Here is a 26,341-nt window from a genome sequence, read left to right on the forward strand (position 1 = left end):
ATGGTTCTTCCACCTGTTTTCCTCTAATTCTTGCAAGCTTTCGGTTGAGTCTAACTATTCGTTAAGTGTGTGATAAACAGAGCTAGGACCCTTTATAGGCAGTCTTAGCTTTTTTATTTGGCATGTTTTAAATACATAATATTGGGTATAAATAAAAATAATGATTATTAATTAATACATATTATCATTTAGGAGGTATTTTGATGGAAAACAAAAAAATCGAGCAGTTAAAAAAATACACCATTGATAATGAACAACAGGCTGGATTAACAACCAATCAGGGATTAAAAATGGCAGAGGATGAATTCTCCTTAAAAGCTGGACTAAGAGGTCCTACCTTAATGGAGGACTTTCACTTTCGGGAAAAAATGACTCACTTTGACCATGAAAGAATTCCTGAACGTATTGTTCACGCACGTGGAGTCGGTGCACATGGCGTTTTTCAATTATACGAATCTCTTGAAGAATACACGAAAGCCGATTTCCTAAATGATACAAATAAAACAACACCTGTTTTTGTTCGATTTTCTACTGTCCAAGGCTCTAGAGGTTCTAGTGATACTGTTCGCGATGTGCGCGGATTTGCTGTTAAATTTTATACAGACGAAGGCAATTATGATTTAGTTGGAAATAACATTCCAGTATTCTTCATCCAAGACGCCATTAAATTTCCTGATTTCGTGCACGCAGTAAAGCCGGAACCCCATAATGAAATTCCCCAAGGAGCCAGTGCCCATGATACCTTTTGGGACTTTGTTGGTCAAAACCATGAAACAGCCCATATGGTAATGTGGGCAATGAGCGATCGAGCTATCCCCCGGAGTCTTCGAATGATGGAGGGGTTTGGTGTGCATACCTTCCGACTTGTTAACAAAGAAGGAAGAGCTCATTTTGTTAAGTTTCATTGGAAACCCAAACTTGGTATTCATTCTCAAGTTTGGGATGAAGCACAAAAAGCAGCTGGGAAAAATCCTGACTTCCATCGCCAGGATTTATACGAAGCGATTGAGAAAGGTGACTACCCTGAATGGGAACTTGGTCTGCAAATTATTTCTGAAGAAGATGAATTTGCATTTGATTTTGATATATTAGACCCTACAAAAATATGGCCAGAAGAAGAGGTTCCTGTTAAGATTGTTGGGAAATTAACCTTGAATCGAAATGTAGATAATTTCTTTGCGGAAACAGAACAAGTTGCTTTCCACCCTGGACATGTTGTACCTGGAATCGATTTTTCCAATGATCCATTATTACAAGGGCGTCTATTCTCTTATACAGATACCCAATTATCTAGACTGGGCGGACCTAACTTCCACCAAATTCCGATTAATAAACCAGTATGTCCTTTTCACAATAATCAAAGAGATGGCATGCATCAAATGACCATTCATCAGGGACAAACAAGCTATCATAAGAATGGATTGAATAATAATCAGCCAGAACCAGTACCTGTTGATCAAGGCGGTTATGAGCATTATCAGGAAAAAGTGGATGGTGGAAAAATTAGGGGTCGCAGTGAAAGCTTCCTTGATTTCTATTCACAAGCTAAACTTTTTTATAATAGCTTAACACCATTTGAACAACAGCATGTGAGAGATGCTTTTAGTTTTGAACTTGGAAAGTGCAAATCAGAAGCAGTTAAAAACAATGCGGTAGAACTTCTCAACCGCATTGATCGCAGTATTGCAGAAGAAGTTGCTAATAACATTGGGGCAGTATTGCCTAAAGATAACCTAGAAGTAAAATCAGCCAATAAATCTCCAGCCTTAAGCATGGCCACTACTGTAAAGAAACCCGACACTCGTTGTGTTGCGATTCTTTTAAACGGAGAGCCAGATAATGCCCAATTACTTCAATGGGTTCAGGCTTTAGCAGCTAATAAAGTCAATTTTAGCATCGTTGATAAAAATCTGCATACGATAGATGGAGAATTAAAAGTAACAGACACATATGATACTGCCGATGCTAGCCTTTTTGATGCTGCATTACTTATTAGCACAAATGGCAAACTCGAGAATAAAGCCATCGAATTTATAGAAATGACTTTTAATCACTTTAAACCTCTAGGTATTTCCGTAAGTGACTATGCTGCACTAGAAAAAAGCCGAGTCACCATAAATGAACCTGGTATATTTGATCTTACTAAAGTTACCATTAATAACTTTGTTACAGGTGTAGCAGAAGCTAGATTTTGGAGTAGAACCGTATAATCGTAAAAAGATTTGCTTATATTCATCAGATATAAGCAAATCTTTTTTATTCCTCCCAAACCTTACATTTATAAGCCTTCCTTAGTGAAAACTATACTTTTACCCCGTAGACAGTACCTTATGTATCTGCTATATTAATAGTTACCAATGATAACAGTTACCTTAGATAACCATTTTCGAAAGGAGGAAAAACTTATGAAAACATCACAGCGTTTTTTTCAGCAACTATTATTGCTGTATCGACCATTTGAAAACAAACTTGTGCACGTGTTAGGAACCCACCATATTCAAAGGGCACAATGGACCATCCTGTTTTGTTTATATGAATATGGTTCTGCAACCTTAGTGGAGCTTTCTAGTTATCAAGGGGTGGAGAAACCAACGATTACAAGAACAATCCAACAGCTGGAAGCACTAGGCTACGTAGAACAGATGACAAGCCAAGATAAACGCGAGAAGAGAATGCAGTTAACCGAACTAGGAAAAGAAACGTATTTAACAGTACGTATTGCTGTCGACAAATTTGAAGAAGAAATCGTTCATAATTTAACTGAAAATGATTTAAAAGAAGCGATTCAAATTATGAGCAGTATTCGAAATAATTTATTAAAATAGGGGGATTATTTTAGTGGAAACGCCAAAGGATAAATTATGGACAAAGGAATTTATTGTTATTTCCTCTGTCAATTTCTTTTTAACGCTTATTTTTTATTTATTAATGGTAACCATCGCTGTCTTTGCAGTCGATGAATTTCATGCTACAACAAGTCAAGCTGGTTTAGTAACAGGAATCTTTATTATCGGAACGTTAATTGGCCGCCTATTTATCGGGCAGGCCATCGATCGTATTGGCCGGAAAAAAACATTAATGATCGGTCTTCTATGTTTTACGATTACTACCGGTCTCTATTTTGTAGATTTGGGTATTAATTTTCTTTTATTTAATCGATTTTTACATGGAATTACACTTGGAATTGCTAGTACTGCTGCCGGAACTATTGTGGCTGATATTATTCCATCTTCCCGAAAAGGTGAGGGAATTGGCTATTTCAGCATGAGCACCACCTTAGCAACTGCCATTGGCCCTTTCATTGGATTATTTATGAGCCAGCATACCACCTTCCAAATTATTTTTAGCTTTTGTTTTCTTTTAGGAATCATCTCTCTTTTTATTGGAATTTTAGTAACCGTACCTGAGTTAACAAAAGCTACAGTTGAAAATACAGCCGAGTCAAAGGGCTTAAAACTATCTAGCTTTTTGGAGCCAAAGGCTTTACCTATCGCTTTTATTATCCTACTTGTTTCCCTTTGCTATTCCAGCGTTCTATCCTTCATTAATTTTTATGCAAAGGAAATTAATCTCGTAGATGCAACTAGCTTCTTTTTTATCGTCTATGCAGCAGCGATTATGGTTTCCAGACCATTTACTGGCAGACTAATGGACAGCAAGGGTGCGAATTACGTCATGTATCCTGCTATCATTCTACTTAGTGCAGGTCTGCTTTTATTAAGCCAGTCAGAAAGCAGCTTCACTTTATTATTATCTGGAGTATTCATTGGATTTGGTTTTGGTAATATGCAATCCTGTGCTCAAGCTGTAGCAGTCAAGGTGACCGCTCCTCATCGCATTGGACTTGCAACATCTACCTACTACATTTTCTTAGATGCAGGCTTAGGCTTTGGCCCATATGTACTTGGTTTCCTTATACCGCTTACTGGGTATCCTCATCTTTATATGATATTAAGCGCCCTGGCTCTTGTTGTTATCGTTCTTTATTATCTTCTTTATGGAAGATTAGAAAGAAAGACGAAAGTTTTTGCTTCATCTTCTATGTGAGAAAAGGACTGCCCTTGAATAGGCAGTCCTTTTTTGAGATTGGATCATATATTCTTGTTTTGGATCATATCCTTTTCCGGATGGATCATATTTTTCAAAATATCTATTAGGATTGAATTTTTTCTTCATATAATTCTATAATCTGTATATTCTTTATAAAACTGTTTTTCCTACTTTCATATACCAAACAAGTAGTTCCAAGCGATATAAGACGTTTTCTAAAGAAGGAAAAAAGGTAATGGATCACGTATTTCATATATAGAAGAAAATTTTAAGAGACGAATAAACACTGCCACATAAACAACTGTTATAGAATTAATAAAAAATACAGAGGTGAATAATAATGTACCCTTCCTCTTCACTTTCTTACACACATGTCCCGTCAAAAAGAAGCTTAACAGTATATGGAAATAGTACGTTGTCAATTGAACCGAATATTTGCAAGATCACACTTGGTATTAACACAGAGTCCAAAAATGTAACAACTGCCCAGCAGGAAAATGCTAGTACACACCAACAGGTTGTGACTTCTATTTTAGGTTTAGGCGTCCCTTCTGCCAATATTCAAACCATTGACTATACTATTTTTCCTCAGTATGACTACGTAGAGAATAAACAAGTTTTCAAAAGCTATAAAGTAACCCATTTGCTATCTATCCTCGTAGAAACAATTCAGCTTGCTGGTACTGTTATTGATACAGCCGTACAAAACGGTGCAAATCAAGTGACCAGTATTCACTTTGATGTTAGCAATCGTTCAGATCATTACGAGCAAGCACTTCAAAAGGCAATTAAAGATTCTTTATCAAAGGCAAAGGCAATTGCTGAAACCTTGCGCATAACAATAGACCCTATCCCAGTAAAGGTACTAGAGATTCCATCTGGATCTAATGTTCCTATCCCGCTTGCAAAAGTCTCATTTGCGGAGGTAGGAGGAGTTTCTACTAATCTAGAACCTGGACAGTTAATGATAGAAGCGAAGGTTGAAGCTAAATTTTCCTATTAAAAAGTAACATTTTTCTATTTCTAATATTTCCCTATTATTTTATAAATTCCCCTATATTCAAAAATTGTTCTACCAATTATAATTATCTGGTAATACTACTAATATTTCCTAGGGGGAACTTATGAAAAAACTATTATCTCTTGTAATTTGCTTTTCTCTTTGCTTTACTCTATTGCCTAGTACTTCATTTGCAATTGAAACTAATGATAAGGAACTTGAAAAGTTTTTACAAGATATCGGCTGGGAAAAGGAAGCATATATTAGCTACTTAACAAGTAAAGGATGGACATTAGAAGATTTTTATTCGATTGACGAATTAGGCACTCCTCTCAGTGAAGAGTCCATTCAGCCAGTATTAATAGATTTTGAATTAACAAGAGAAGAATTAAATGAACTTCTTATTGAAAATGGGGATATAGATAAAGGTCAAGATGTTCTTGACGGAGAATATCTTATTTTCGCGGAAGAACTTTATGATTTTGTTGACTTTTATATCAACGGTGAGTTTGGTACTCCAATTGATGAACAAAATCTTCAAGAGTTACTAACTAAGTACGGCTTTGCATCAAAAGAGGAGCTAGAGGCCTTTTTAATAAACAACAATGATTCCTTAGATGATTACGAATACATTGAGGACCTTGATTATATGGTTGATCTCTATAAGAATGGTTTATTTACAGATGAAGAAATTTTTGGCTTATTCGATGAAATCGGATTAACAGAAGCAGAAATTGAAAATCTATTAAACCATTTGGAGAAACTAGATTTTGAGGACCCTACTGTCTTAGATCGTTTACTCGTCCTTAGTGATCGAATGATTGCTTTTGAAGAATTTGAATCGGCGGATGAATTAACTGCGGAACAAATTAGCGAGCTATTAAGTATTTTCACAGAATTACTTGATATTTTTCAAATTGATATTCAGTACTACCTTGTAAAAGATGGGCAAAAAGAGCAAATATCAATAAATAATCTATTATCCTTACAATCTACGAATGGTGCTGATTTACTATTAGAGATTTATAGTAAAGAAGGACAATTTTTAGCTGATATTCTTTTTACGGCTGAAATGTTTGGTAGTGAAGTGATTAAAGAAACCGGAAAAGATTTGCAAGAAGCAAAGGAGATTATTGCAAAAACTGCTGATGCAAAGAAAACGGTGAAAAAACCTCAAACGATACAAACAGTAAAAGGCGCAAAGCTTCCAAAAACAGCAGCAAATTATGTACAGAATATATTGATTGGAACAGTAATTATGATAGCTGGTCTGTTCCTATTACAAAGATCTCGTAAAAAAGAGATTTAACATGAGAACAAAAAGAAAGAAATGGAGAAGTCAAAGACAGAAGCACCATGTGATTCTATCTGTTGCAGCTGTTATCCTCGTAGGATTTGGTATATGGTTCAGCACTACAAATGCGTATACTTTTCTTAAAGGATACTTTCTCTTTCAATCTGCACAAATAACTTCTGCTGAAACACCAAAAAAAATTAAGGAAAATATACAAGAAGAAACCAAGAATAAAGAGCTATATTCCTCTCGTCCAAATGTTGGCGATAATATCGGTAAGCTGTATATTCCTAAATTAGAGATGGAACTCCCCATCTACCATGGGACAAATGAAGATGAATTAGAAAAAGGAATTGGACATTTCGCAGGAAGTGTTTTACCAGGCGAAAGGGATAATTCTGTACTTTCCGGGCATCGTGACACTGTTTTTCGCCGTCTTGGAGAAGTAGGTAAGGGAGATTTACTTGTTGTAACCACCTCTGCAGGGGAATTTACTTACAAAATAAAAAATGTACGAATTGTCGATAAGGAAGATCGGTCAGTGATCGTTCCAAAACCAAAAGCAACATTAACTGTTTCTACCTGCTATCCCTTTCAATATATTGGTGCTGCACCAGAAAGGTATATTTTGGTATCCGAATTAATTGATTCAACTATATATTAATAGCAGATCTAAAGCCTTGTATCTTAAGATATAAGGTTTTCTCTTACTCCTCTCCACTTTTCCACACATATTCTACCTCTTCACAAAAAATGAGAACGCTTCAATTATAATTTCTTATTAGATGAAAATCTTTGACATCTTAGCAAAAATAATGTAAAGTACCTAATGGTCGAACATTTTTAGATCATACCGACCTTAATATTCGTGTTTAGGAGTGTATTTAATGGATAACGTGTTTGATTACGAAGATATACAATTAATTCCGGCTAAATGTATTGTAGAAAGCCGTTCAGAATGTGATACAACCGTAACACTTGGCGGTCATACATTTAAGCTACCCGTAGTTCCTGCCAATATGCAAACCATTATTGATGAAAAAATTGCAGTATATTTAGCTGAGAATGGCTATTTCTATATTATGCACCGTTTCCAGCCAGAAACACGCAAGACTTTTATACGTGATATGCAATCTCGTGAATTGATTGCCTCTATCAGTGTTGGTGTAAAATCAGAAGAATATGACTTTATTTTACAATTAGCAGAGGAAAACCTCGTTCCTGAATTTATTACAATTGATATTGCTCATGGTCATTCGAATGCAGTGATTGCGATGATTAAGCATATCAAGATGCATTTACCTAATAGCTTCGTCATTGCTGGTAATGTGGGAACTCCTGAAGCAGTGAGAGAACTAGAGCACGCAGGTGCAGATGCAACAAAAGTAGGAATCGGCCCTGGAAAAGTATGTATTACAAAAATTAAAACAGGTTTTGGAACAGGTGGTTGGCAGTTAGCTGCATTGCGCTGGTGTGCAAAAGCTGCGAGTAAGCCAATTATCGCAGACGGTGGTATCCGTACACATGGTGATATCGCAAAATCTGTACGTTTTGGAGCAACAATGGTTATGATTGGTTCATTATTTGCTGGACATGAAGAGTCTCCAGGTGAAACAACCGAAAAAGAAGGGAAACTATATAAAGAGTATTTCGGCTCTGCTTCTGAGTTTCAAAAGGGAGAAAAGAAAAATGTCGAAGGCAAAAAAATGTTTGTAGAGCATAAAGGCTCTCTGCAAGATACATTAACAGAAATGGAACAAGATCTTCAATCTTCCATCTCTTATGCTGGCGGCAAAAAGTTAGATGCCATTCGCAATGTTGATTATGTTATCGTTAAAAACTCTATTTTTAATGGAGATAAGGTATATTAATTTTCAAGAAAAACAGGGGGCTGGGACATAAGTATTCCAGCCAAGGATAATTCCGAACAATTATACGAAGATGCTAATGAATGTTCCGTATAATTGTTCGGGCTTTTATTTGTTTTTCAAAGGATGTTTCCATGAAGTTTGGTGCGATTCCCCGCAGCCGGAATACACTTCGCTTTCCATGGGGCTCGCGCTGAGCCGCTTCGGCCTGTGGCCTGCAGGGTCTCAGACTGTCTCGCTAATCCCATAGGAGTCTTCGTGTATTCCGGCTGCTCTGTTTTTCCAACTAATTATATTTCCTCTTGTAAAAAGTATGCGAAAGCAGCCGCTATTTACTAGCTATATTAGAAATTGTTCGTCTTTACAGAGTATCTATTTAGTTATGTCCCATCCTCCTGTTTTTTACAGAAACACCCAGTTAAATAGTGACATAGATTCCTAATCAAAGTATAATATAGTTAACCTCTAGAATTACCTCTTATAATCCCCAAAATAGAAAAAGAAAGGTTGATTGAATTTTTATGAAGAGCTTTTCCTTCCACACAAACCACCGCGAACGGTCGAAATCCCCAGAAACGAGAATTAAACTCATCCCACTTACCGGCACACAAAGCAGAAGCGAGATACTAAAGAAATTAGAAATTAGCTCCCAATTTAATATGCGATATAGAGGACTGTTTGAGTATTACGGCGATGACTTAATTGCTTATAAAAAAGAAAATCCTACTGATTTTTTCCGTAATGAATTTCTCCGAACCTTCTCCAGTTATCTGACCGACTACCTAGAAGATAACATGCCCACCTCTTGGCATAAATGCAAAAAATCTTTCATCGAGTTACTCCTTTACATTCACTTACCTAATGCTTTAAAAATCTCCAAAGAAAGCGATAGTATCCAATACTTTATCTCCGAATTTAAAAAGTTTTCCATATGGCTAGACCACAGGGAGAAAACGACATGGACAAAGATATTAACTCCTTATGAACAGACGATTAATGAGCTACAGTTATGCGAGGAATTGTTAAATAGATTATATCTCCAAATGTATCCTCAATTTTTCGAATCAGATTGGAATTATCAAGAAGATTTAACAAAGGTTAGCCAACGCCTAGAGGAATGTAAGGAGGTGGAGGATAATTTCTTTCAAATAACCAACATAGATGGAAACACCGTTTATCTTTCCAATATCCATACAAATAAACAATTTCAAGTAAATAAAATTCCTGTTGATGAACAGTTTCTCGGGATAATTCTGCATGGCTCTATCGGCCGCTTAGAAGGTCAAGCAACTTGGTCTCTACTTCTTACAGCAGGAGTATATCCAAAGCGGGCAAAGAGGTATTTAACCTTTAGAGAAAAATAACGAGAAGTAATATAATAAAAAAAGTATGAAAAAAGACATTGAGTAAATGCTCAATGTCCTTTTTCGTTCTTCTAAATTGACAAGAATGAACAACATTTATTGAGAACTAGATTCGTTAGTTTGTCCATTATTTTGATTACCCTCGGGGGCTTGTCCTCGGCCACCTTCGAAATTACCGCTTGGTGGTGTTCCGCCTTGTCCTCGGCCACCGCCACCACCTGGGCCCCCCATATTATTGGTAGGTGCCTCTGAAATACCAGATTCATCTACATAGGTTAATGTATCGGAAACAGTAAATTCAACAACTTCTGTTCCTTTTTCATATGATCCTGTCGATAAACCATTGCTTTTTACCTCTGTGCTACTTCCACCAGAGTACAATACATAAGTACTATCTTTTGTAATCTTCGATGAACTAATCACAACTGTTTGGTAATCTTTTTTCGGTTTTACTGTTACAATAGCATTCCCATCACTATCTTCTAAATGAACAAGTGTGCCTGCTTTTTGTGTCTCTGAATAAGTCATCATTATAGAATTTTGCTCAGATGTATCAGATGTTGCCTGGGCCATCCCTGAACTGCCTAGTGCTATTAATGTCCCTCCACTTATTTCAAAACTACCATCATAGTCTAACGCTCCGTTTCCGTCATTCGTTGGGCCACTAACAATGATCGTACCGCCTGTTACCACGATTGATCCATTTGCATCCAATCCATCTCCATCTGCCTCTACGTAGACATTTCCTCCATTAATGGTTAGCAATGCATTCCCTGCTGATTCCATTCCCATTCCTTCACCAGGGGCGGCACTTTCACTGCTACCATCACTAACGTTAATACCGTCATCTGCTGTTATAACGGAGATATCTCCGTCATTAATAGTGACTGTTTTTCCTTCTATTCCTTCATAACTTTTTTTAATATCGATCGTTCCATTAGCGATTAAAAGCTCATTCTCTGCATGAATACCATCATCACCAGTTAGAATAGTAAATTCACCATCCATGATTGTAATGTTTGCATCACTATGAACAGCATCATCTAACGTATCTATCTCAAACGCTCCACTACCAATAGCGATCTCCTTATTTGCCTTTAACCCTTTTGTACTTGGTGTATCCTCCACTTCCGTCTCTTCTTCCGCGCTATCTCCCCAAGGTTGTCCTCCCATCATTTCCTCTCTTACTTCGATAGTCTCAGGGCTGCCTCCACCTGCTGTAATGGTAAAATCACCATCTGCCACATAGAGAGAGGACTCAGCTTGTATACCATCTGTTCCAGCTTTTATATTAAATGTACCATCTTCAATGGCAATAATACCTTTTGTATCATTTGTATTCGTTGATTTAATGCCATCTCCACCCGCATTAATATCAAATGTTCCACTCTTTATCGCTACTAAATCTCTGCCCAAAATAGCATCATCTACAGCAGTTACTTTTATCGTTCCTTCCATGATTCGTAAATCGTCTTTACTTCCAATCCCATTATCATAATTCCCAACTACTTCTAAAACACCTGTCCCATTTATTGTTAAGTCATCCTTACTAAAGATTGCTGCATTGGGCTCACCCGATCCATCATCTTCCGTATAAGTTTCTCCATCAGACACCTGATTTTCCGTACCCTCTGCAAGGGTAATAATGGTATCCTCTGCCTCCTTTATAAAAATCGCCGCAGACTTACTATTATGAATGTCTACTCCATTTAAAACGAGTTGAACCTTTCCTGTATCCGGTGCGTCAACTACTATCTGTCCGTCCTCCAAGTCACCGCTTAAAACATATACCCCTCCAGTTCTTATTGTAATAGTCGTTCCAGATGTCATTATTGCCGCAGATTCATCATAAGAAACTTTGTCTCCATTTAAAGTAATAGAAATAGAATTTTCGTCTTCCCAATTCGTTTGATAATCCTCCTCCTCATAACTTATATTTTCACTAATATATGCACTCACATCTATTTCACTAAGTGAGCCAGCATTACTATTTTTAGAGTTATCACTATCCTTACTACATGCAAATAAAAGCAAGGTACATGCAATAGGCAAGACTAACTTTTTCATTTTACTTTTTTTCATTATCATGTCTCCTTTCTTTTACTATGCCTTCATTATGAGTGCAAAACCTTAACAATTCCTTTAGAAGTTGGTTTTTATTTATTTTTCCTGTTTCTTTCTATATATGGGAGAAAAGTTCCTCTACTAGCCTCTCCACCAATTGCTTTTACACTATTTTTATAAAAAATTAAAACCTACTTAAAAATCTTAAGGATAGATTAAGGTTTATAAATGATAATGTGTCCAAGCAGCTAAAAGAAAGGAGAATCAACATGGAAGCACAAAAACTAAACGGTTTAAATGGTAGAACCGAACTAAAACATGAATTAAATCAAATAGATTGTTATCTATTAAGAAATAAATTAAAGCATGTAATGGAAGTTGACCCCCATGCTACTAATGATGGGAAGTATCTAATTAGAAGTGTTTACTTCGATAATTTTGAAAACAAAGCACTCACACAAAAAAAAGAAGGTCTTCTTAATCGCGATAAATTTCGAGTAAGGCTGTATGACTATAATACAAACTATTTAAATTTAGAAAGAAAGAGCAAACGCAATAATTTGACCTATAAAGATAAATGTAGAATTACTGCAGAAGAATATGAAAAAATCCGCATCGGAGATATTAAGTGGATGGAAAATGACCCTCGTGACTTGATCAAGGAATTATTCATTCATATGAGTTTATATCAGCTAAAGCCACACACAGTTGTAGATTATGTACGTGAAGTCTTTATATATCGTTATGGAAATGTCCGGGTAACCTTTGATAGTTCTATTCAAACAAGTTTTCGCAATAATGATGTTCTAAACAGAGATTTACCTATGGTTGAAACCAACCCAAATATCACTATTTTAGAGGTTAAATACGATGAATTTTTGCCTGAAATAATCAAAAACCTTCTGCAAATAAGTGATAGAAGAAAAGGAACCTATTCTAAATATCAAATCAGTAGAATGTACGGATAATAAATATACATTTTCAAGGAGGAACAATTATGAGTAATATTAGTTTCGAGGATATATTCAAATCAAGTATTTTAGAAAAAACAAGTAACTTTTCAGTAATTGATTCATTAATAGGACTATTAGTAGCTTTTGGGGTCGGTTTATTCATCTATTATGTTTACAAAAAAACTTTTTCAGGTGTAATATATTCTCACACCTTTAATATTTCCCTTATTATTATATCGATGGCAACTGCCTTAATCATTATCGGAATATCATCCAATGTCTTACTATCACTTGGAATGGTCGGCGCATTATCCATTGTACGTTTTAGAACACCAATTAAAGACCCAATGGACTTAGTATATTTATTCTGGGCAATTGTATCTGGAATTCTTTGTGGTGCAGGATTTATTGTTCTAGTTATATTAGGTGCACTCTTAATTGGAATTGTACTTATTCTGTTTACAAACCGTATTAAGATCGAAAATCCATATTTATTAGTTATTAAATATACAAATGAATCATTGGAGGATTCGTTAACAAAGACTATTTCCGATCATGCAAAAAAATTCTCGGTTAAATCAAAATCAATTATGCCAGGAAATGACTTTGAAGTAACTTACGAAATTCGTGTAAAAGAGAACAATGCTACTTTCATCAATAACATTTCTAAGCTTGATGGTGTAAAGTCAGCAATTATGCTTAGTTATGATGGCAACTTCACCGCATAAAAATAGAAACATCGAAGCAAAGACATACTTATGCTTCGATGTTTTTATTTTTTTCCTCTATTTCTTCTCTATATACAGTACGAATAATTATTATTATCTAATAAATAGCTGTATAATTATATATACTTGATGGTTATTAATAAAGCAAGTTATACATAATTTTTCTTATCATCATAATAGACAAGGAGTTATAAGAATTATGACTATTCTTTTAGTAGATGACAATACTGTCAATCTATTTGTAATGGAAAAAATACTAAAAAACGCTGGGTACGATGATTGTGTCTCACTTACCTCAGCCAATGAATTATTTCATTATTTACAACTTGATGCTCCTCATTCCACAGGGAATAGTGTGGACTTAATATTACTTGATATTATGATGCCAGAAATAGATGGCATTGAAGCTTGTAAACGTATTAAAAAAGTGGAACACCTTAAGGATATACAGATTATCTTTGTAACAGCATTAGAGGATAAAAATAAACTTGCGGAAGCCTTGGATATTGGCGGTGTAGATTATATCACGAAGCCTCTTGATAAAATTGAACTCCTTGCAAGAATACGCGTTGCCCTACGGTTAAAAGCCGAACTTGATTGGCATACCCAACATGAGAAAAAGATTCAGTACGAATTAGATTTAGCAACTCATGTACAAAGAAGCTTATTGAGCTCTCCCTTAAAAGATGAGCATATGCATATCGAAGTTTCCTATTTGCCCTCTTTTAATCTGGCAGGTGATATGTATTATTGGTATAAAGTCGATGAGGATAAATATGCAATTATTCTTTTAGATATGATGGGCCACGGCATCTCCGCCTCTTTAGTATGTATGTTTATCTCTTCTGTCCTAAGAGAATCAGTTAAACAATTAGTACAGCCTAACCTGGTTATAAAAGAATTAAATCGTTACATGACTTTATTAAAAAATGAAAAAGAGGGACTTCCATTTTACTTTACTGCCATTTATTTAGTAATTGATACAAAGAAAAAAACAGTGGAGTATGTTAATGCAGGGCATCCTTATGGATATATGTTAGTGGATGAAAATGATGTTGTTACGTTAGAACAAAGTACTTGTGCAGTAGGATTTTTTGATGAAATGGAAATTAATACAAAAGAGGTTTCCTTTGAGAAAGATGTCCAAATTATTCTCTATACAGACGGGGTATTAGAAGCAATGGGTCCTTGCGAATTTGAAGCAGAAAAACAAATTCGCTCTATTTCCTCTAAAAGATGGGAACATACCTGTTCCGTAATGGATCATTTACTTACAAAAGAGCAACAGTCCGATCAGCCAGATGATATGTGTGTATTAATGATCCAAGCAAAAGCAAACAATTAATATTTATATTGAATGTCACTAGTGTTGCATAAATATTGTCGCAATTTTCAGTCTGATTATCCTCCTTGTTTAGAGCCAAAAAGGTAAATACCTATTCAAAGGTGGCTCCATCCATTTGGGTTTTTTTTACAATTAGACTTGTGCGACAACAACAATTTGCTTATTAAGGGATGGCTTTCCCTTCAATCTTTCGAAGCCAGATATGGGCTGGTTTCCACAATGCAGCCCTTAAATAACGGCTAATTTGTAAGGTTTTTCGCTTACTTCTTGTTTCAAGTTGTACGAGAACATGTAGGCAAAAAACAATCAGTGCGATAAACACTTGGTTTTGAATCGCCCATTCACTTTGACCGTAGAACTTTTTGATGCTGAGATGCTGTTTGATCCATTTAAAGAACAACTCAATTGCCCATCGTGATTTATACATTTCCGATATTTCTTCGGCGCTTAAGTCAAAACGATTTGTGATTAAATGAAGTTCATTACCTTTTGAATCTATTATTTTTAGAAGTCGAAAATAGTTTTCAGCTCGGTTTTGAGTTGTACCAATCAACACCATTTGATCCGACAAAACAGATGAATCCTTGGGTAGTTTAAAATCATAAACCTCCCGTACGACTGCGTTTTTTCGTAGCCTAGAAAGAAAAAAGTAGCCTTCATCGGTCATGCGATCAAAACGCTCGTAGTCTAGATAACCTCGGTCAAACACATACATGCATTCTTTATCGTCAACCATAATCTCAAGTTGACCACGATCGTGTTCGCTTGCCGTTGTCATCACGGCTTTTTCGGGATAGGATTCTCCCTTTTCCATAAATACAAGGCGTAAGTGTAACTTTACGCCTGCCTTAGTTTTGCGGAACTTCGCCCATTTATGATTGGTCAAATTTAGTGGCAAAGTACTTGAATCAATAATTTTTAACGGCATGACAAGTTTTGTGTAGTGTGTTTTGGCGTGAATTTGTCCGACTAAATCAAGGAAAAGTCTTTGAAACAAATCTGGATTTAGACCATTTAAACGGCGCGAGAGCTGAGAAATGCTTATAGAATCAAGGTCGATTTCCTTTTGAAGATGATCATCAAAAAGGCAATCACTTAACGCATGAAGACTTTCAACTTCTTCTAATTGTGCAAAAAGTAATAGTTTTAGGAATGATTCTGTCGTTAACTTTTTCGTATAGCAATCTAATTTCAATGTTTTCACCTGTTCTTCAAATAATTGAAGATTAATTGGCGAAAACCATTGTCCAAATGAAGTTTTTCGTGTAATCTTGTCCATGAGATTGGTCCTTTTTTAGTGGATTTGGACGGGTTACCACCTGACTTATCCATTATAAAGGACTTTTTCTATGCATAAAATAATAAAAGTGAACATTTCGAGTATTTTTAATAGTGAAATTAAATTAATGCAACACTAGTGATTGAATGTTTATAAATAAAAAGGGATTTCTCACCATAGGAGAAATCCTTTCTTTTGTTGTTAGAGCTGGATATGAAGCTAATAGATTTTTTGATAAAGCCTTTCTCCGCCTGCTAGCTCTCTATATTTTGGCATGACATCAACAAAACTTAATGTCTCTTTATCTCCTAAACCAAGAAATCCATCTTTACTTAAGCTTTCATAAAAGAGATGATGGACTTGATTTTGGAGCATTGGATTAAAGTAAATCAAAACATTTCTACAGATAATCACATGAAATTCATTAAACGATTGATCCGTAACCAGATTATGTTGAGCAAAAATAATATTTTTCAACAAATCAGAATGAAAGTAAGCAAATTGATGATCTGTTTTATAATATTCCGAGAAAGCATTCGTTCCTCCGGCAAGCATATAGTTTTTCGTATATGCTTGCATTTTATGCAGAGGAAATGCACCTTTGCTCGCCTTTTCAAGAACATTTTCATTCATATCTGTGGCATAAATAACGGCCTTATCCTTTAACCCCTCTTCTTCCAACAGAATAGCCATTGAAAATACTTCTTCACCTGTAGCACAACCTGCATGCCATACCCGAATTTCATCATACTTTCGCAAATGGGGAATTACTTGCTCTCGAAATGTGCGAAAAAAACTTGGATTCCTAAACATTTCCGTTACATTGATGGAAAAGTCATTTAGAAGCTGCTCTAGAATAGCGTCTTCGTGAATCACTTTTTCCAGCAATCTCGTAATCGTAGGTATATTATCCATCTTCATTCTATAATAGATTCTGCGCGTAATAGAGGATCGGTTATATTGACGAAAATCAAAACCTGATAATCGAAAAATCCCTTCAAGCAGCAGATCTACTTCAACGTCTGCATGATCTTGATTTTCTACCTCTTGTTCGTTATTCAGGAATGGATGATCCATAACCGTTCCTCCTTACTTAGCTAGCCATACTCTTAGGACCGAGTATAACTGATCTAAATCTAGCGGCTTACTAATATAATCAGATGCACCCGCTTCTAAACATTTTTCTCGATCGTTTTTCATCGCTTTTGCAGTTAAGGCAATAATAGGTATCTCTGTCAAATTCATCGTTTGACGAATAATAGTCATTGTTTCATAGCCGTTCATATTTGGCATCATAATATCCATTAGAATAACGTCTAAATCCGTTGTTCCATCGAGAATGTCCAGACATTCCCTACCATTATACGCAACAAGGACATCCATCCCTCTTTTTTCCAGCGTCGTTTTTAGAGCATAAATATTACGGTTATCATCATCTACAATTAGTACCCTTTTCCCTTTAAATACATTCTCATGATCATCGTTAGTTAATATGATTTCCGTTTTTCTTTCTTTTTCTTGCTTTTGTTCTTCCAGATCTATTTCTTGACGAACTTCTTGCTTTTTCACTTCCATAGTTGCAGCCACATTCATTTCACTAATATTCAATTTAGCATCCGCTATTCCATTAGGAAGACTTGGAATAATAAGAGTAAAGGTACTTCCTTTACCTTCCGTGCTCTTCAAGGAAATCCAACCACCTAGTAATCTAGCAAATTCCCTACAAATAGATAACCCTAAACCTGTACCTCCATACTTACGAACAGTAGCACCATCTGCTTGCTGGAATGTTTCAAAGATAAGCTTATGTTTATCTTTCGGGATTCCAATACCTGTATCAGACACGGAAACTTCCAACCACTCACCGCTTAATTCTCTCATACTGCGACTTATTTGGTTTTTCTTCTTAATATTTAAAGATACTGTTCCGCTTTCCGTAAATTTAAACGCATTGGATAATAGGTTTTTAATAATTTGTTGGAATCTCTTCTCATCTGTATATAAAATGTCTTTGAGATCTTCCTGTTTATTCACAACAAATTCTACATCCTTCTGTTTGGCAACAGGAGCGAAACTTCTTTCCAACTGTGAAGTAATATCATGGATACTTACTTCTCCAAAATGTACATCGAGCTTTCCTGCCTCTACTTTTGAAAGATCGAGAATATCATTGATAAGGGAAAGAAGATCTTTACCGGAGGAATGAATAACATTCGCAAATTCCATTTCTTCTGCCGATAAATGATTCGAATCATTCTCAGCTAACATTTCTGATAGAATAAGAATACTATTTAGCGGTGTTCTTAATTCATGAGACATATTAGCTAAAAACTCTGATTTATAATTAGAATTTTGAATGACCAATTCTGTTTTCTCTTCTAATTCTTCTTTTGCTTTTTCTAAATCTCTTGTCTTCGCTTCCGCTTCTCTTGTCCGATCTTCTAGCTGCTCGTTGGTAGCCATCAGTTCTTCTTTTTGCATTTGTAACTCTTCAGACTGGGACTGCAATTCCTCTGACTGTGTCTGCAGTTCTTCTGATTGTACTTGTAACTCTTCTGTCATGGCTCTCGATTCATTTAATAGGCGAACTACTTCCATTCTCCCCATAATACTATTGATGGTTAATCCGAACGTTTCCACTATACCAGCTATTAGATCTTGTTGAAGCTTTGTAAATTCTGTCATGGTTGCAAGCTCTAATACAGCAATTACGTCTCCTTCAAACATAACCGGTACAATAATAATGCTTCGTGGCGATACATCCCCTAAACCTGTTGCAATTAAGCGATAATCACTTGGAACTTCCTTATAGTACAGAATGCGTTGTTCTTTTGCGCTTTGTCCAATAAGCCCTTCTCCTAATTGGAAAGAATCTCTTCCAATTGTATCGCCTGATTCAGCAAAGGTTGCTGTTTTTACATACATTTCCCTTTTCTGTTGTTTATCCTTTACATAAAAGGCACCAAAACTTGCATCTGTTTTTTGTGCTATTTCTGTTATAAACACGCTAGCCAATGTTTCAATAGAGGGAATCCCTTGAAATTTCATAACAATATCAGCAACATTAGATTGTAACCATTCTCTCTGCTCTACGGCATCAAGAAGTCCGTTTGTTGCATCAGCAAGCTCTTTTATTTCATCGTTTGTCCGGACATGAATTCGGGTAGTGACGTTTCCTTTAGATGCAGCAATTGTCTTAATAGATCCTGTTACTTCTCTTATCGTTCTAACAATTGATTTAGATGTTTGACTCGCCATCATAATAGCGACAAGTGAAATCAAAACTAATGCACCAAATAACCCGATCGTTAATATATTATTTTGTTTATCTAGCTGTGCCGCTCTATTAGCAGATGCTGTCTTTTCAGTATCTCTAAGATTCATAAATTTTGCTGTAATATCGTTTATGTAATCTCGACCAATATCTGCCTCAAAAAATTCATTAAGTGCCTCTGTATTGTTTTGTGCTTTATATTGGATGGTTGGCTCTCCTGCTATATTAATCCAACTCTCAATACTTTCCTTTATTTCTAGCAAATTGTCCTGCTGTGCAGGTTTATTTTGCATTAAATGATATAGCTCATCAAATTGCGTTTCCCAATTTTCCTTCCCATCGTTATACGGACTTAAGTAACTTTGGTTACCTGTGATTATATATCCACGCTGACCTGTTTCCATATCTAATATACTTTTTTCAATGGAAGAAGTTAATTCATATATGCGAGAATCATAATTGATAATCGAGTTACGTTCCTGCTGAAGGGAACGAATTTGATTATTTAGTAGAATTACCGACACAAGTAAGCAAAGAATGATAACAATGTAACCAAGGATAATTTTGGAGCGAATTCCAAATTTAAATTTCGATTCCATTTGATTACCTTCCTTAACTTATTTTCTATTTTAATAGTATAGTATCTGTAACAAAAATGAAAAGGGAATTTGTTCTATTTTACTCTATTTCATATAGTTTATATTACTTTTTTTCATGGTACAACTTTTCAAGCTTATTCTTTGAAACATCCTTTGGCAATTTTACAAGCAAAAAACCTTTTTCTCTAAAGACTGTTTTAGTATAGTTTGTTGCCATTAACCGGAAGCCTGAATACACTTGCGAGGTCTCAACCTCCGGGCGTCTATGTATCTTCAGGCTACTCAGTATCTCTTGAAAAATTATCCCCTTATAAAAAACAACAATCTTATAGTAAGCAGCCTATCTATAAAATAACTTCGTTTAGTTATCCTTTATTTTTTGTAAAAACATTCATTACACACTGAAAATTTACTTTTGGCGGATAATTCTTTTCCACATACTTTACATCTCTTTATCCGTCTCTTTCCTTTTATCCCTTTCTTTAGTTGCTCATTAATTTGATCACTCAATTCCAATCTAACCTTTTCCCAATAATAGGCTTCTGTTCTTCTTTCTAATCGATATAAGAATAATAAATGAAGCCCGATAGATTTATAAGCAAGCTCTAACTCCTCTAAGCTATCCTGCTTTATTTTTGGTTCTGGTAAATCCCTGTTTTCAACAATTGCTTCCATATTCGTTTTCCACTGGACTCGTAATGAACTTTCACTTGTTGCAAACGGGAGCTTCAAAAAACTAAATAAATCATATAAGGACATTCTCGCTTCGACCATCGTATCCATAATCATTTCATATAGCAGCATTTCCTCTGCTAAAGATGCCTTTTTCGTTCCCTCAGGGCTTTTAAAATGTCCCCATAGATAAAAGAACAAGCCGAGATTATTGGAATACTTTTGAAATCTTTCTAAAACGGCACTTGTAGGCGCTATTGTAAATCCAAAAAGGTCCGTATCCTTTTTTTCTAATAAATATTTCATCTTTTTACGATCACTTGTAAAAGCAACTCGCCCAATATCATAAATTCCCTTTCTTCCTGCTCTTCCTGCAATCTGCTTAACTTCCTGAGAGGTTAACATTCTTCTTCTAATACCATCAAATTTGTCATTTTCTAAGAAAACGATTCTCCTTATTGGCAAATTCAGCCCCATCCCAATCGCATCTGTCGAAACAATAACTTTCGTTTCTCCCTTAATAAAACGCTCCATTTGTTTTTTCCTTGCTTCCGGGGGCATACTTCCATAGATAACACTGACTTGCCAGCCCCTTCTTTGTAGCTCGGAAGCTGTTTCTAATACGTTCCTTCTTGAAAAGCAAACAAGGGCATCTCCTTTTCTCGTATGGCTGAGCTGGAATAAATCATTTTCTACCTGTAGTGGTGTCTCTCTTCGATACTCATGAACCTCTACATTTGTATCGCCTAATAGCTGTAAAATCATGTTTTTTGCATGAAGACTTGCGATAATATGAACCTCATTCGCATTTGCTTTCGTAATAGCCCGGTACCAGGAGAATCCTCTTTCCCTATCTGCAATCATTTGGGCTTCATCAATAACGATCACTTCGTAATAGTTTTTTTCATGAAACATTTCCACCGTACTTGATTGGTGCTGTGCATTAAGAACAAGCTTTTCTTCTTCTCCTGTTTTAAGGGAACAAGGAATCCCTTGCTGATTTAGTTTCTCATAAATTTCTAGTGCTAATAATCTTAATGGTGCCAAATATAAACCACTACTAGCTTCCATCATCCGGTTAATAGCCTGAAAAGTTTTACCAGTATTTGTCTCCCCTGTATGAAGTACATATTTAACATCTATATTGGTTGGAGGATAATATTCCCTACCAAATATATCCTCAATCATTCTAGCTTCTTCTTCTTTGCGACGTCTTTGCTCTTCCCGATCCTCTGCTTCCTTTTGCGCCTTCCTTTGTCTATCTTTTTCCATAATCTCTTTATGAATCTCCATATCAAAAGGAATGTCCAATAATTTTTCCAAATCTATTACGTATTCAGGCAACAAATCCTCTAAAAATTCTACTGTCACTTCTTGAAGTAACGGCATACTTGCTTCAAGCAAAGAAGAATTGGTTAAGGAATGACTATATACTTCCGTATATTCTTCCTTTATACGAGTTGGCAATCTGTCTTTTACCCAAGTAGGAAAAAAATCGATTAGATGTTGAAGGATTAGATTTTCATATGCCTCTGTCCGATCCTCTAAAAAATAAAATTGATTATAAGGCATATTCATTTCATTCGATAAATATTCTTCAAAGGTTAACTCCATGGAAGATAAAATAATACCATTTCTGTCTATCTCAAGCGCAATATTACTTCCAGTTAAATAGCGAATATAAAGAAACAGTTCCTCATAATGTTTCTCTATCAATTGTTCGATATAATAAGAAAACTTCACTGTATATTTACGCTTTGTTTCCATGTCTTTCTGTTCTTCCACTTTTTCTACATATGCTACTCGTTGCTTTCTATATTTGTTTTTCCAGTTTTCCTTATCTTCCCCTAACTTTTTTGTCAGCCACTCTTCATAAGAAAATGCGCCAACATCTCGTATTTCACTTCGAAATAATCGATTGATCTGCTTTTTACTAAGGTAGCTAATATCCAATCCTTTATTTGTAAGATATTGTTTCTTTTCAGCGTACTTTATATAACTAGTTGCTATATTAAGCCATGTGTTTAACCAAATTTGCTCTATATAAACTTTCCGATCTGCCATATACTGTGCAAATGTCGGTAGACTTTCTTTGTTTTCTAAATACTTATTTACATCCTTTATAATATGCATTTTTGTTTGTTGAACCGCTTTATCATACTGGGTTTTTAATATTTGATTTATCATGATGAACTCCTATAATAATGGATTACTATCCTTCTTTTTCTTATTTTCCTTTATTTTATCTTAGACATGTAGATTTTTTTAATATTTTTTGGATTTTCTTATGTTTTATTTAGGCTGTTTTCTAAAGGATTGTGTTTTTTCAATCAAAAAAAAGAATTAGTTGGAAAAATGGAGCAACAAACTTTATGAAAGCAGCCTTTATTTAAGCTCTTTTTGTAAAATTTATTGCTATTTGTCCGTCTCCTAAATACTTATAAACACTTTTTTGTTAATAAACACTATCTATTTAAAAAAGTAAGAAAGATTACTGTTAAGTCTACACGGTGAATGTCAGTTTTTATCGATTTTTAGAAAATAGTTTTTCTGTTATTTACGATTATTTTTTTCAAAGAGGGGAATAAAGAATGTAAATAAGATTTCTCAGGAAATAATAAAAATCCTTGCACTTTGGCAAGGATTATTTGGGAGGATCTTCTTTAATAGATTAAATTTTTACTTAGTTTTTCTTTAAGCTTAACTCGCGTTTGTATTGCTCTAATTCTTTCGTTGTACAACGTACAAAGTGACCTGGAGCAACTTCTCTTAATTCGGCTGGTTCACTTGTATCATGTACAGATGGATCATAAGCAATTCTTTTACGTTCACGTTCATAACGTGGATCTGGAAGCGGAATTGCTGATAGCAATGATTTTGTGTATGGGTGAATTGGGTTCTCATACAGTTCATCTGCTTCTGCAAGCTCTACCAGGTTACCCATATACATAACGCCAATACGGTCACTAATATATTTAACCATTGAAAGGTCATGGGCAATAAATAAATACGTTAGTCCGCGTTCTTTTTGCAGCTTTTTCAAAAGGTTAACAACCTGTGCTTGAATGGAAACGTCTAGTGCAGAAATCGGCTCGTCACAGATAATGAAATCTGGCTCAACAGCTAGTGCACGAGCAATCCCGATTCTTTGGCGCTGACCACCACTAAATTCGTGCGGAAAGCGTGTAGCATGCTCTTTATTCAATCCTACTACTTCTAGTAGCTCTTCTACTCTTTGACGACGCTCTTCTGGTGTTTTTGCAAGCTTATGATTATCAATACCTTCTGCAATGATATCAAGTACTGTCATACGTGGATTTAGAGATGAATGCGGATCTTGGAAAATCATTTGCATTTTTTGGTTGAATTTGCGAAGCTCTGCCTTTGATTTTTTACCGTGCACATCTTCGCCTTCAAATTTAACTTCTCCACCTGTTGCATCGTAAAGACGGATAATTGTTCTTCCTGTTGTAGATTTCCCACAACCAGATTCTCCAACTAGACCAAATGTTTCTCCTTTAAAAATTTCAAAGGATACACCATCCACCGCTTTGATGATTCTATCTCTACCTGCGGAAAAGTGCTTTTGCAAGTTTTTTACTTCTAGTAATTTTTCTCTAGTCAACGTTTTTCACCGTCCTTGCGACCTGTTTTCGCGAAACCAAGCATTCTTTGTTTAACAGCTTCTGGTGGCTCAACTTTTGGAGCATCTTCATGCAATAACCAAGTTGCTGCATAATGCGTATCCGAAACTTTAAACATTGGTGGTTCCATTACCGTGTCAATTTCTAGTGCAAATTGATTTCTAGGCGCAAATGCGTCTCCTGCTGGAGGCTTTAACATATTCGGTGGGCTTCCAGGTATAGCGAAAAGCTCTTCATCCGTACTGTCTAATGTTGGCATAGATCCTATTAATCCCCATGTATATGGATGCTTCGGATTATAGAAAATATCATCAACTGTTCCAATTTCAACAATCTTTCCAGCATACATAACCGCAACGCGATCTGCAACGTTTGCTACAACGCCAAGGTCATGAGTAATAAAAATAATCGCACTATCTGTTTTCTTTTGAATGTCTTTCATTAATTCTAAAATTTGTGCCTGAATCGTAACATCAAGTGCTGTTGTTGGTTCATCAGCAATTAAAATCTTCGGGTTACACGCAAGCGCGATTGCAACAACCACACGTTGACGCATTCCACCTGAGAATTGGTGTGGAAATTGGTTAATACGAATTTCCGGTTGTGGAATACCAACTAACTCAAGCAGCTCAAGAGCACGTTTCTTTGCATCAGATTTGTTCATGTTTTGATGCTTAATTAGACCTTCCATGATCTGATTCCCAATTTTCATTGTTGGGTTTAAGGAAGACATCGGATCTTGAAACACCATTGAAATATCTTTACCGCGAATTTTTTGCATTTCTTTCTTGGACTTTTTAACAATATCTTCGCCTTCTAATAATATTTCTCCACTTTTAATGACACTTTGCGGTTCGGGAAGTAGTCTCATTAAAGCATTAGAAGTAACGGATTTACCAGAACCGGATTCCCCTACAATTGCTAGTGTTTCTCCTTTATTTAACTCAAAGCTAACACCGCGAACAGCTTGTACTTCACCGTTGTAGGTGTTAAATGATACTCTTAAATCTTTGACTTCTAATAATTTACTCATTTATAAACACCTACTCTCTTATTTATGCATTTTAGGGTCGAATGCATCACGCAAACCATCACCCAATATATTGAATGCAATCATTAATACTGACAATACAGTCGCTGGGAAAACTAGTAAATACGGATATAATCGCAAGTTAGCAAATCCAAGCTCAATCAAAGCACCTAATGAGGCTTTCGGAGGTACAATACCAAGTCCGATGAAGCTTAGGAATGCTTCGAAGAAAATAGCTCCAGGAATCGAGAACATTGTATTAACAATAATAATTCCAGTAATATTCGGAACTAAGTGTCGTCTAATAATCGTACCATTTGACGTCCCTAATGTTCTCGCAGCAAGTACGAATTCTTGATTTGTAAGCTTTAATACTTCTCCACGAACAATACGGGACATTCCGATCCATCCTGTAATCGCTAATGCAATAACAATGGAAACTATCCCAGGCTGGAGGATAAGCATCATTAACAGAATAACTACTAGGTTTGGTATTCCTACTAATACTTCCGCGATACGCTGTAATACGTTATCGACTCTTCCACCATAAAATCCAGATACACCACCATAGGTTACACCAATTAATAAATCAAGTATCGCTGCAACAAATGCAATGATCAATGATACTCTTGTACCTTCCCAAAGTCTTGTCCATTGGTCACGGCCTAGTGTATCAGTCCCAAACCAGAAATAAGTATCATTAAGTTCTTTCGCTTCATAGATGTGGAAGGTTGCTCTTACTGCAGCAGAATTTCTTGTACCGTCTCCTTCATCTAGAACTTTAATATCAACAAACTCATCTGTGCTCTTATAACGAGCCATTGCTTTGGCAGTTGCATCTTTTACATTCGTACCTTCATATCTACCTGATAAAGTACCATTTAGACCTAACCAAGAAACATTCTCTAATACTGGTACTCTAGGAGGAAGCTTTGCACGAGACAAATCTTGTCCATTATTCCCGTAATCATTCATATGGGGACCAATAATACTCATTAAGATTATTAATAATATTATAAATATACTTACTATTGCAGGTTTATTTTTAAACAACGTTCTTCTTGCATCCTGACTAAAGGTTCTACTTGGTGCAGTTATTTTCTCACTAATATTCTCTTCTTGCTTAAGAGGTCTAAATAAATTTTTATCTATTTGATTAAGATTCTTTTTATCCATT

19 protein-coding genes are annotated in these 26,341 nt (G+C 35.6%); 11 read left to right on the plus strand and 8 right to left on the minus strand.

Going from position 1 to position 26,341, the window contains the following annotated elements; all coding sequences use genetic code 11:
- Positions 1 to 203 precede the first annotated feature (203 nt).
- From HHU08_RS23480 to HHU08_RS23515, 8 genes are all read left to right on the plus strand, one after another.
- The gene (locus HHU08_RS23480) at positions 204 to 2,210 is read left to right on the plus strand and encodes a catalase (RefSeq protein ID WP_169189455.1); all 2,007 of its coding nucleotides are present in this window, start codon (positions 204 to 206) and stop codon (positions 2,208 to 2,210) included.
- Between the two features lie 195 nt (positions 2,211 to 2,405).
- Positions 2,406 to 2,825, plus strand: a complete 420-nt coding sequence (locus HHU08_RS23485; RefSeq protein ID WP_016201627.1) for a MarR family winged helix-turn-helix transcriptional regulator — start codon at positions 2,406 to 2,408, stop codon at positions 2,823 to 2,825.
- Positions 2,826 to 2,838: 13 nt separating this feature from the next.
- The gene (locus tag HHU08_RS23490) at positions 2,839 to 4,047 is read left to right on the plus strand and encodes an MFS transporter (protein WP_169189456.1); all 1,209 of its coding nucleotides are present in this window, start codon (positions 2,839 to 2,841) and stop codon (positions 4,045 to 4,047) included.
- A 343-nt stretch (positions 4,048 to 4,390) separates the two neighbouring features.
- Positions 4,391 to 5,053, plus strand: a complete 663-nt coding sequence (locus HHU08_RS23495) for an SIMPL domain-containing protein (RefSeq protein ID WP_169189457.1) — start codon at positions 4,391 to 4,393, stop codon at positions 5,051 to 5,053.
- Positions 5,054 to 5,174: 121 nt separating this feature from the next.
- Positions 5,175 to 6,359 (plus strand): processed acidic surface protein, encoded by a 1,185-nt coding sequence (locus HHU08_RS23500; RefSeq protein WP_016201624.1) that lies wholly within the window; start codon positions 5,175 to 5,177, stop codon positions 6,357 to 6,359.
- A 1-nt stretch (position 6,360) separates the two neighbouring features.
- Positions 6,361 to 7,008 (plus strand): class D sortase, encoded by a 648-nt coding sequence (locus HHU08_RS23505; protein WP_169189458.1) that lies wholly within the window; start codon positions 6,361 to 6,363, stop codon positions 7,006 to 7,008.
- Positions 7,009 to 7,231: 223 nt separating this feature from the next.
- Positions 7,232 to 8,215, plus strand: coding sequence for a GMP reductase (guaC, locus tag HHU08_RS23510; RefSeq protein WP_016201622.1), 984 nt, complete (start codon positions 7,232 to 7,234; stop codon positions 8,213 to 8,215).
- Between the two features lie 518 nt (positions 8,216 to 8,733).
- The gene (locus HHU08_RS23515; protein WP_016205500.1) at positions 8,734 to 9,576 is read left to right on the plus strand and encodes a hypothetical protein; all 843 of its coding nucleotides are present in this window, start codon (positions 8,734 to 8,736) and stop codon (positions 9,574 to 9,576) included.
- Between the two features lie 96 nt (positions 9,577 to 9,672).
- Here the strand turns inward: HHU08_RS23515 and HHU08_RS23520 are convergent, their stop codons facing one another.
- Positions 9,673 to 11,658, minus strand: coding sequence for a carbohydrate-binding domain-containing protein (locus HHU08_RS23520; protein WP_169189459.1), 1,986 nt, complete (start codon positions 11,656 to 11,658; stop codon positions 9,673 to 9,675).
- Between the two features lie 251 nt (positions 11,659 to 11,909).
- Between HHU08_RS23520 and HHU08_RS23525 the strand changes: the two genes are divergently transcribed.
- From HHU08_RS23525 to HHU08_RS23535, 3 genes are all read left to right on the plus strand, one after another.
- Entirely contained in the window at positions 11,910 to 12,608 is a 699-nt protein-coding gene (locus HHU08_RS23525; RefSeq protein WP_101728924.1) for a polyphosphate polymerase domain-containing protein, read from the plus strand.
- 29 nt (positions 12,609 to 12,637) lie between these two features.
- The gene (locus HHU08_RS23530; RefSeq protein WP_016201620.1) at positions 12,638 to 13,321 is read left to right on the plus strand and encodes a DUF4956 domain-containing protein; all 684 of its coding nucleotides are present in this window, start codon (positions 12,638 to 12,640) and stop codon (positions 13,319 to 13,321) included.
- 199 nt (positions 13,322 to 13,520) lie between these two features.
- On the plus strand, positions 13,521 to 14,666 hold the full coding sequence (locus HHU08_RS23535; RefSeq protein ID WP_016201619.1) for a fused response regulator/phosphatase: 1,146 nt from the start codon (positions 13,521 to 13,523) through the stop codon (positions 14,664 to 14,666).
- 163 nt (positions 14,667 to 14,829) lie between these two features.
- Here the strand turns inward: HHU08_RS23535 and HHU08_RS23540 are convergent, their stop codons facing one another.
- The 7 genes from HHU08_RS23540 to opp3C form a co-directional block, all read right to left on the minus strand.
- The gene (locus HHU08_RS23540) at positions 14,830 to 15,945 is read right to left on the minus strand and encodes an IS4 family transposase (RefSeq protein WP_169188508.1); all 1,116 of its coding nucleotides are present in this window, start codon (positions 15,943 to 15,945) and stop codon (positions 14,830 to 14,832) included.
- Positions 15,946 to 16,164: 219 nt separating this feature from the next.
- Positions 16,165 to 17,022: a CheR family methyltransferase gene (locus HHU08_RS23545; protein WP_016201618.1), complete on the minus strand. Its 858-nt coding sequence runs from the start codon at positions 17,020 to 17,022 to the stop codon at positions 16,165 to 16,167.
- Between the two features lie 12 nt (positions 17,023 to 17,034).
- Positions 17,035 to 19,818: an ATP-binding protein gene (locus HHU08_RS23550; protein WP_169189460.1), complete on the minus strand. Its 2,784-nt coding sequence runs from the start codon at positions 19,816 to 19,818 to the stop codon at positions 17,035 to 17,037.
- A gap of 372 nt (positions 19,819 to 20,190) precedes the next feature.
- Positions 20,191 to 22,677 (minus strand): helicase-related protein, encoded by a 2,487-nt coding sequence (locus tag HHU08_RS23555; RefSeq protein ID WP_205835687.1) that lies wholly within the window; start codon positions 22,675 to 22,677, stop codon positions 20,191 to 20,193.
- A gap of 496 nt (positions 22,678 to 23,173) precedes the next feature.
- Positions 23,174 to 24,115 (minus strand): ABC transporter ATP-binding protein, encoded by a 942-nt coding sequence (locus HHU08_RS23560; protein WP_016201616.1) that lies wholly within the window; start codon positions 24,113 to 24,115, stop codon positions 23,174 to 23,176.
- The gene (locus HHU08_RS23565; RefSeq protein WP_016201615.1) at positions 24,112 to 25,167 is read right to left on the minus strand and encodes an ABC transporter ATP-binding protein; all 1,056 of its coding nucleotides are present in this window, start codon (positions 25,165 to 25,167) and stop codon (positions 24,112 to 24,114) included. The genes HHU08_RS23560 and HHU08_RS23565 overlap by 4 nt, the downstream gene beginning before the upstream one ends.
- 18 nt (positions 25,168 to 25,185) lie before the next feature.
- A complete protein-coding gene (opp3C, locus tag HHU08_RS23570) occupies positions 25,186 to 26,340 on the minus strand; it encodes an oligopeptide ABC transporter permease (RefSeq protein ID WP_016201614.1) in 1,155 nt (384 codons plus the stop codon).
- Between the last annotated feature and the right edge of the window lies 1 nt (position 26,341).

Origin of the sequence: Niallia alba, assembly GCF_012933555.1 — a bacterium.
In the GTDB taxonomy this organism is placed as follows: domain Bacteria; phylum Bacillota; class Bacilli; order Bacillales; family Cytobacillaceae; genus Niallia; species Niallia alba.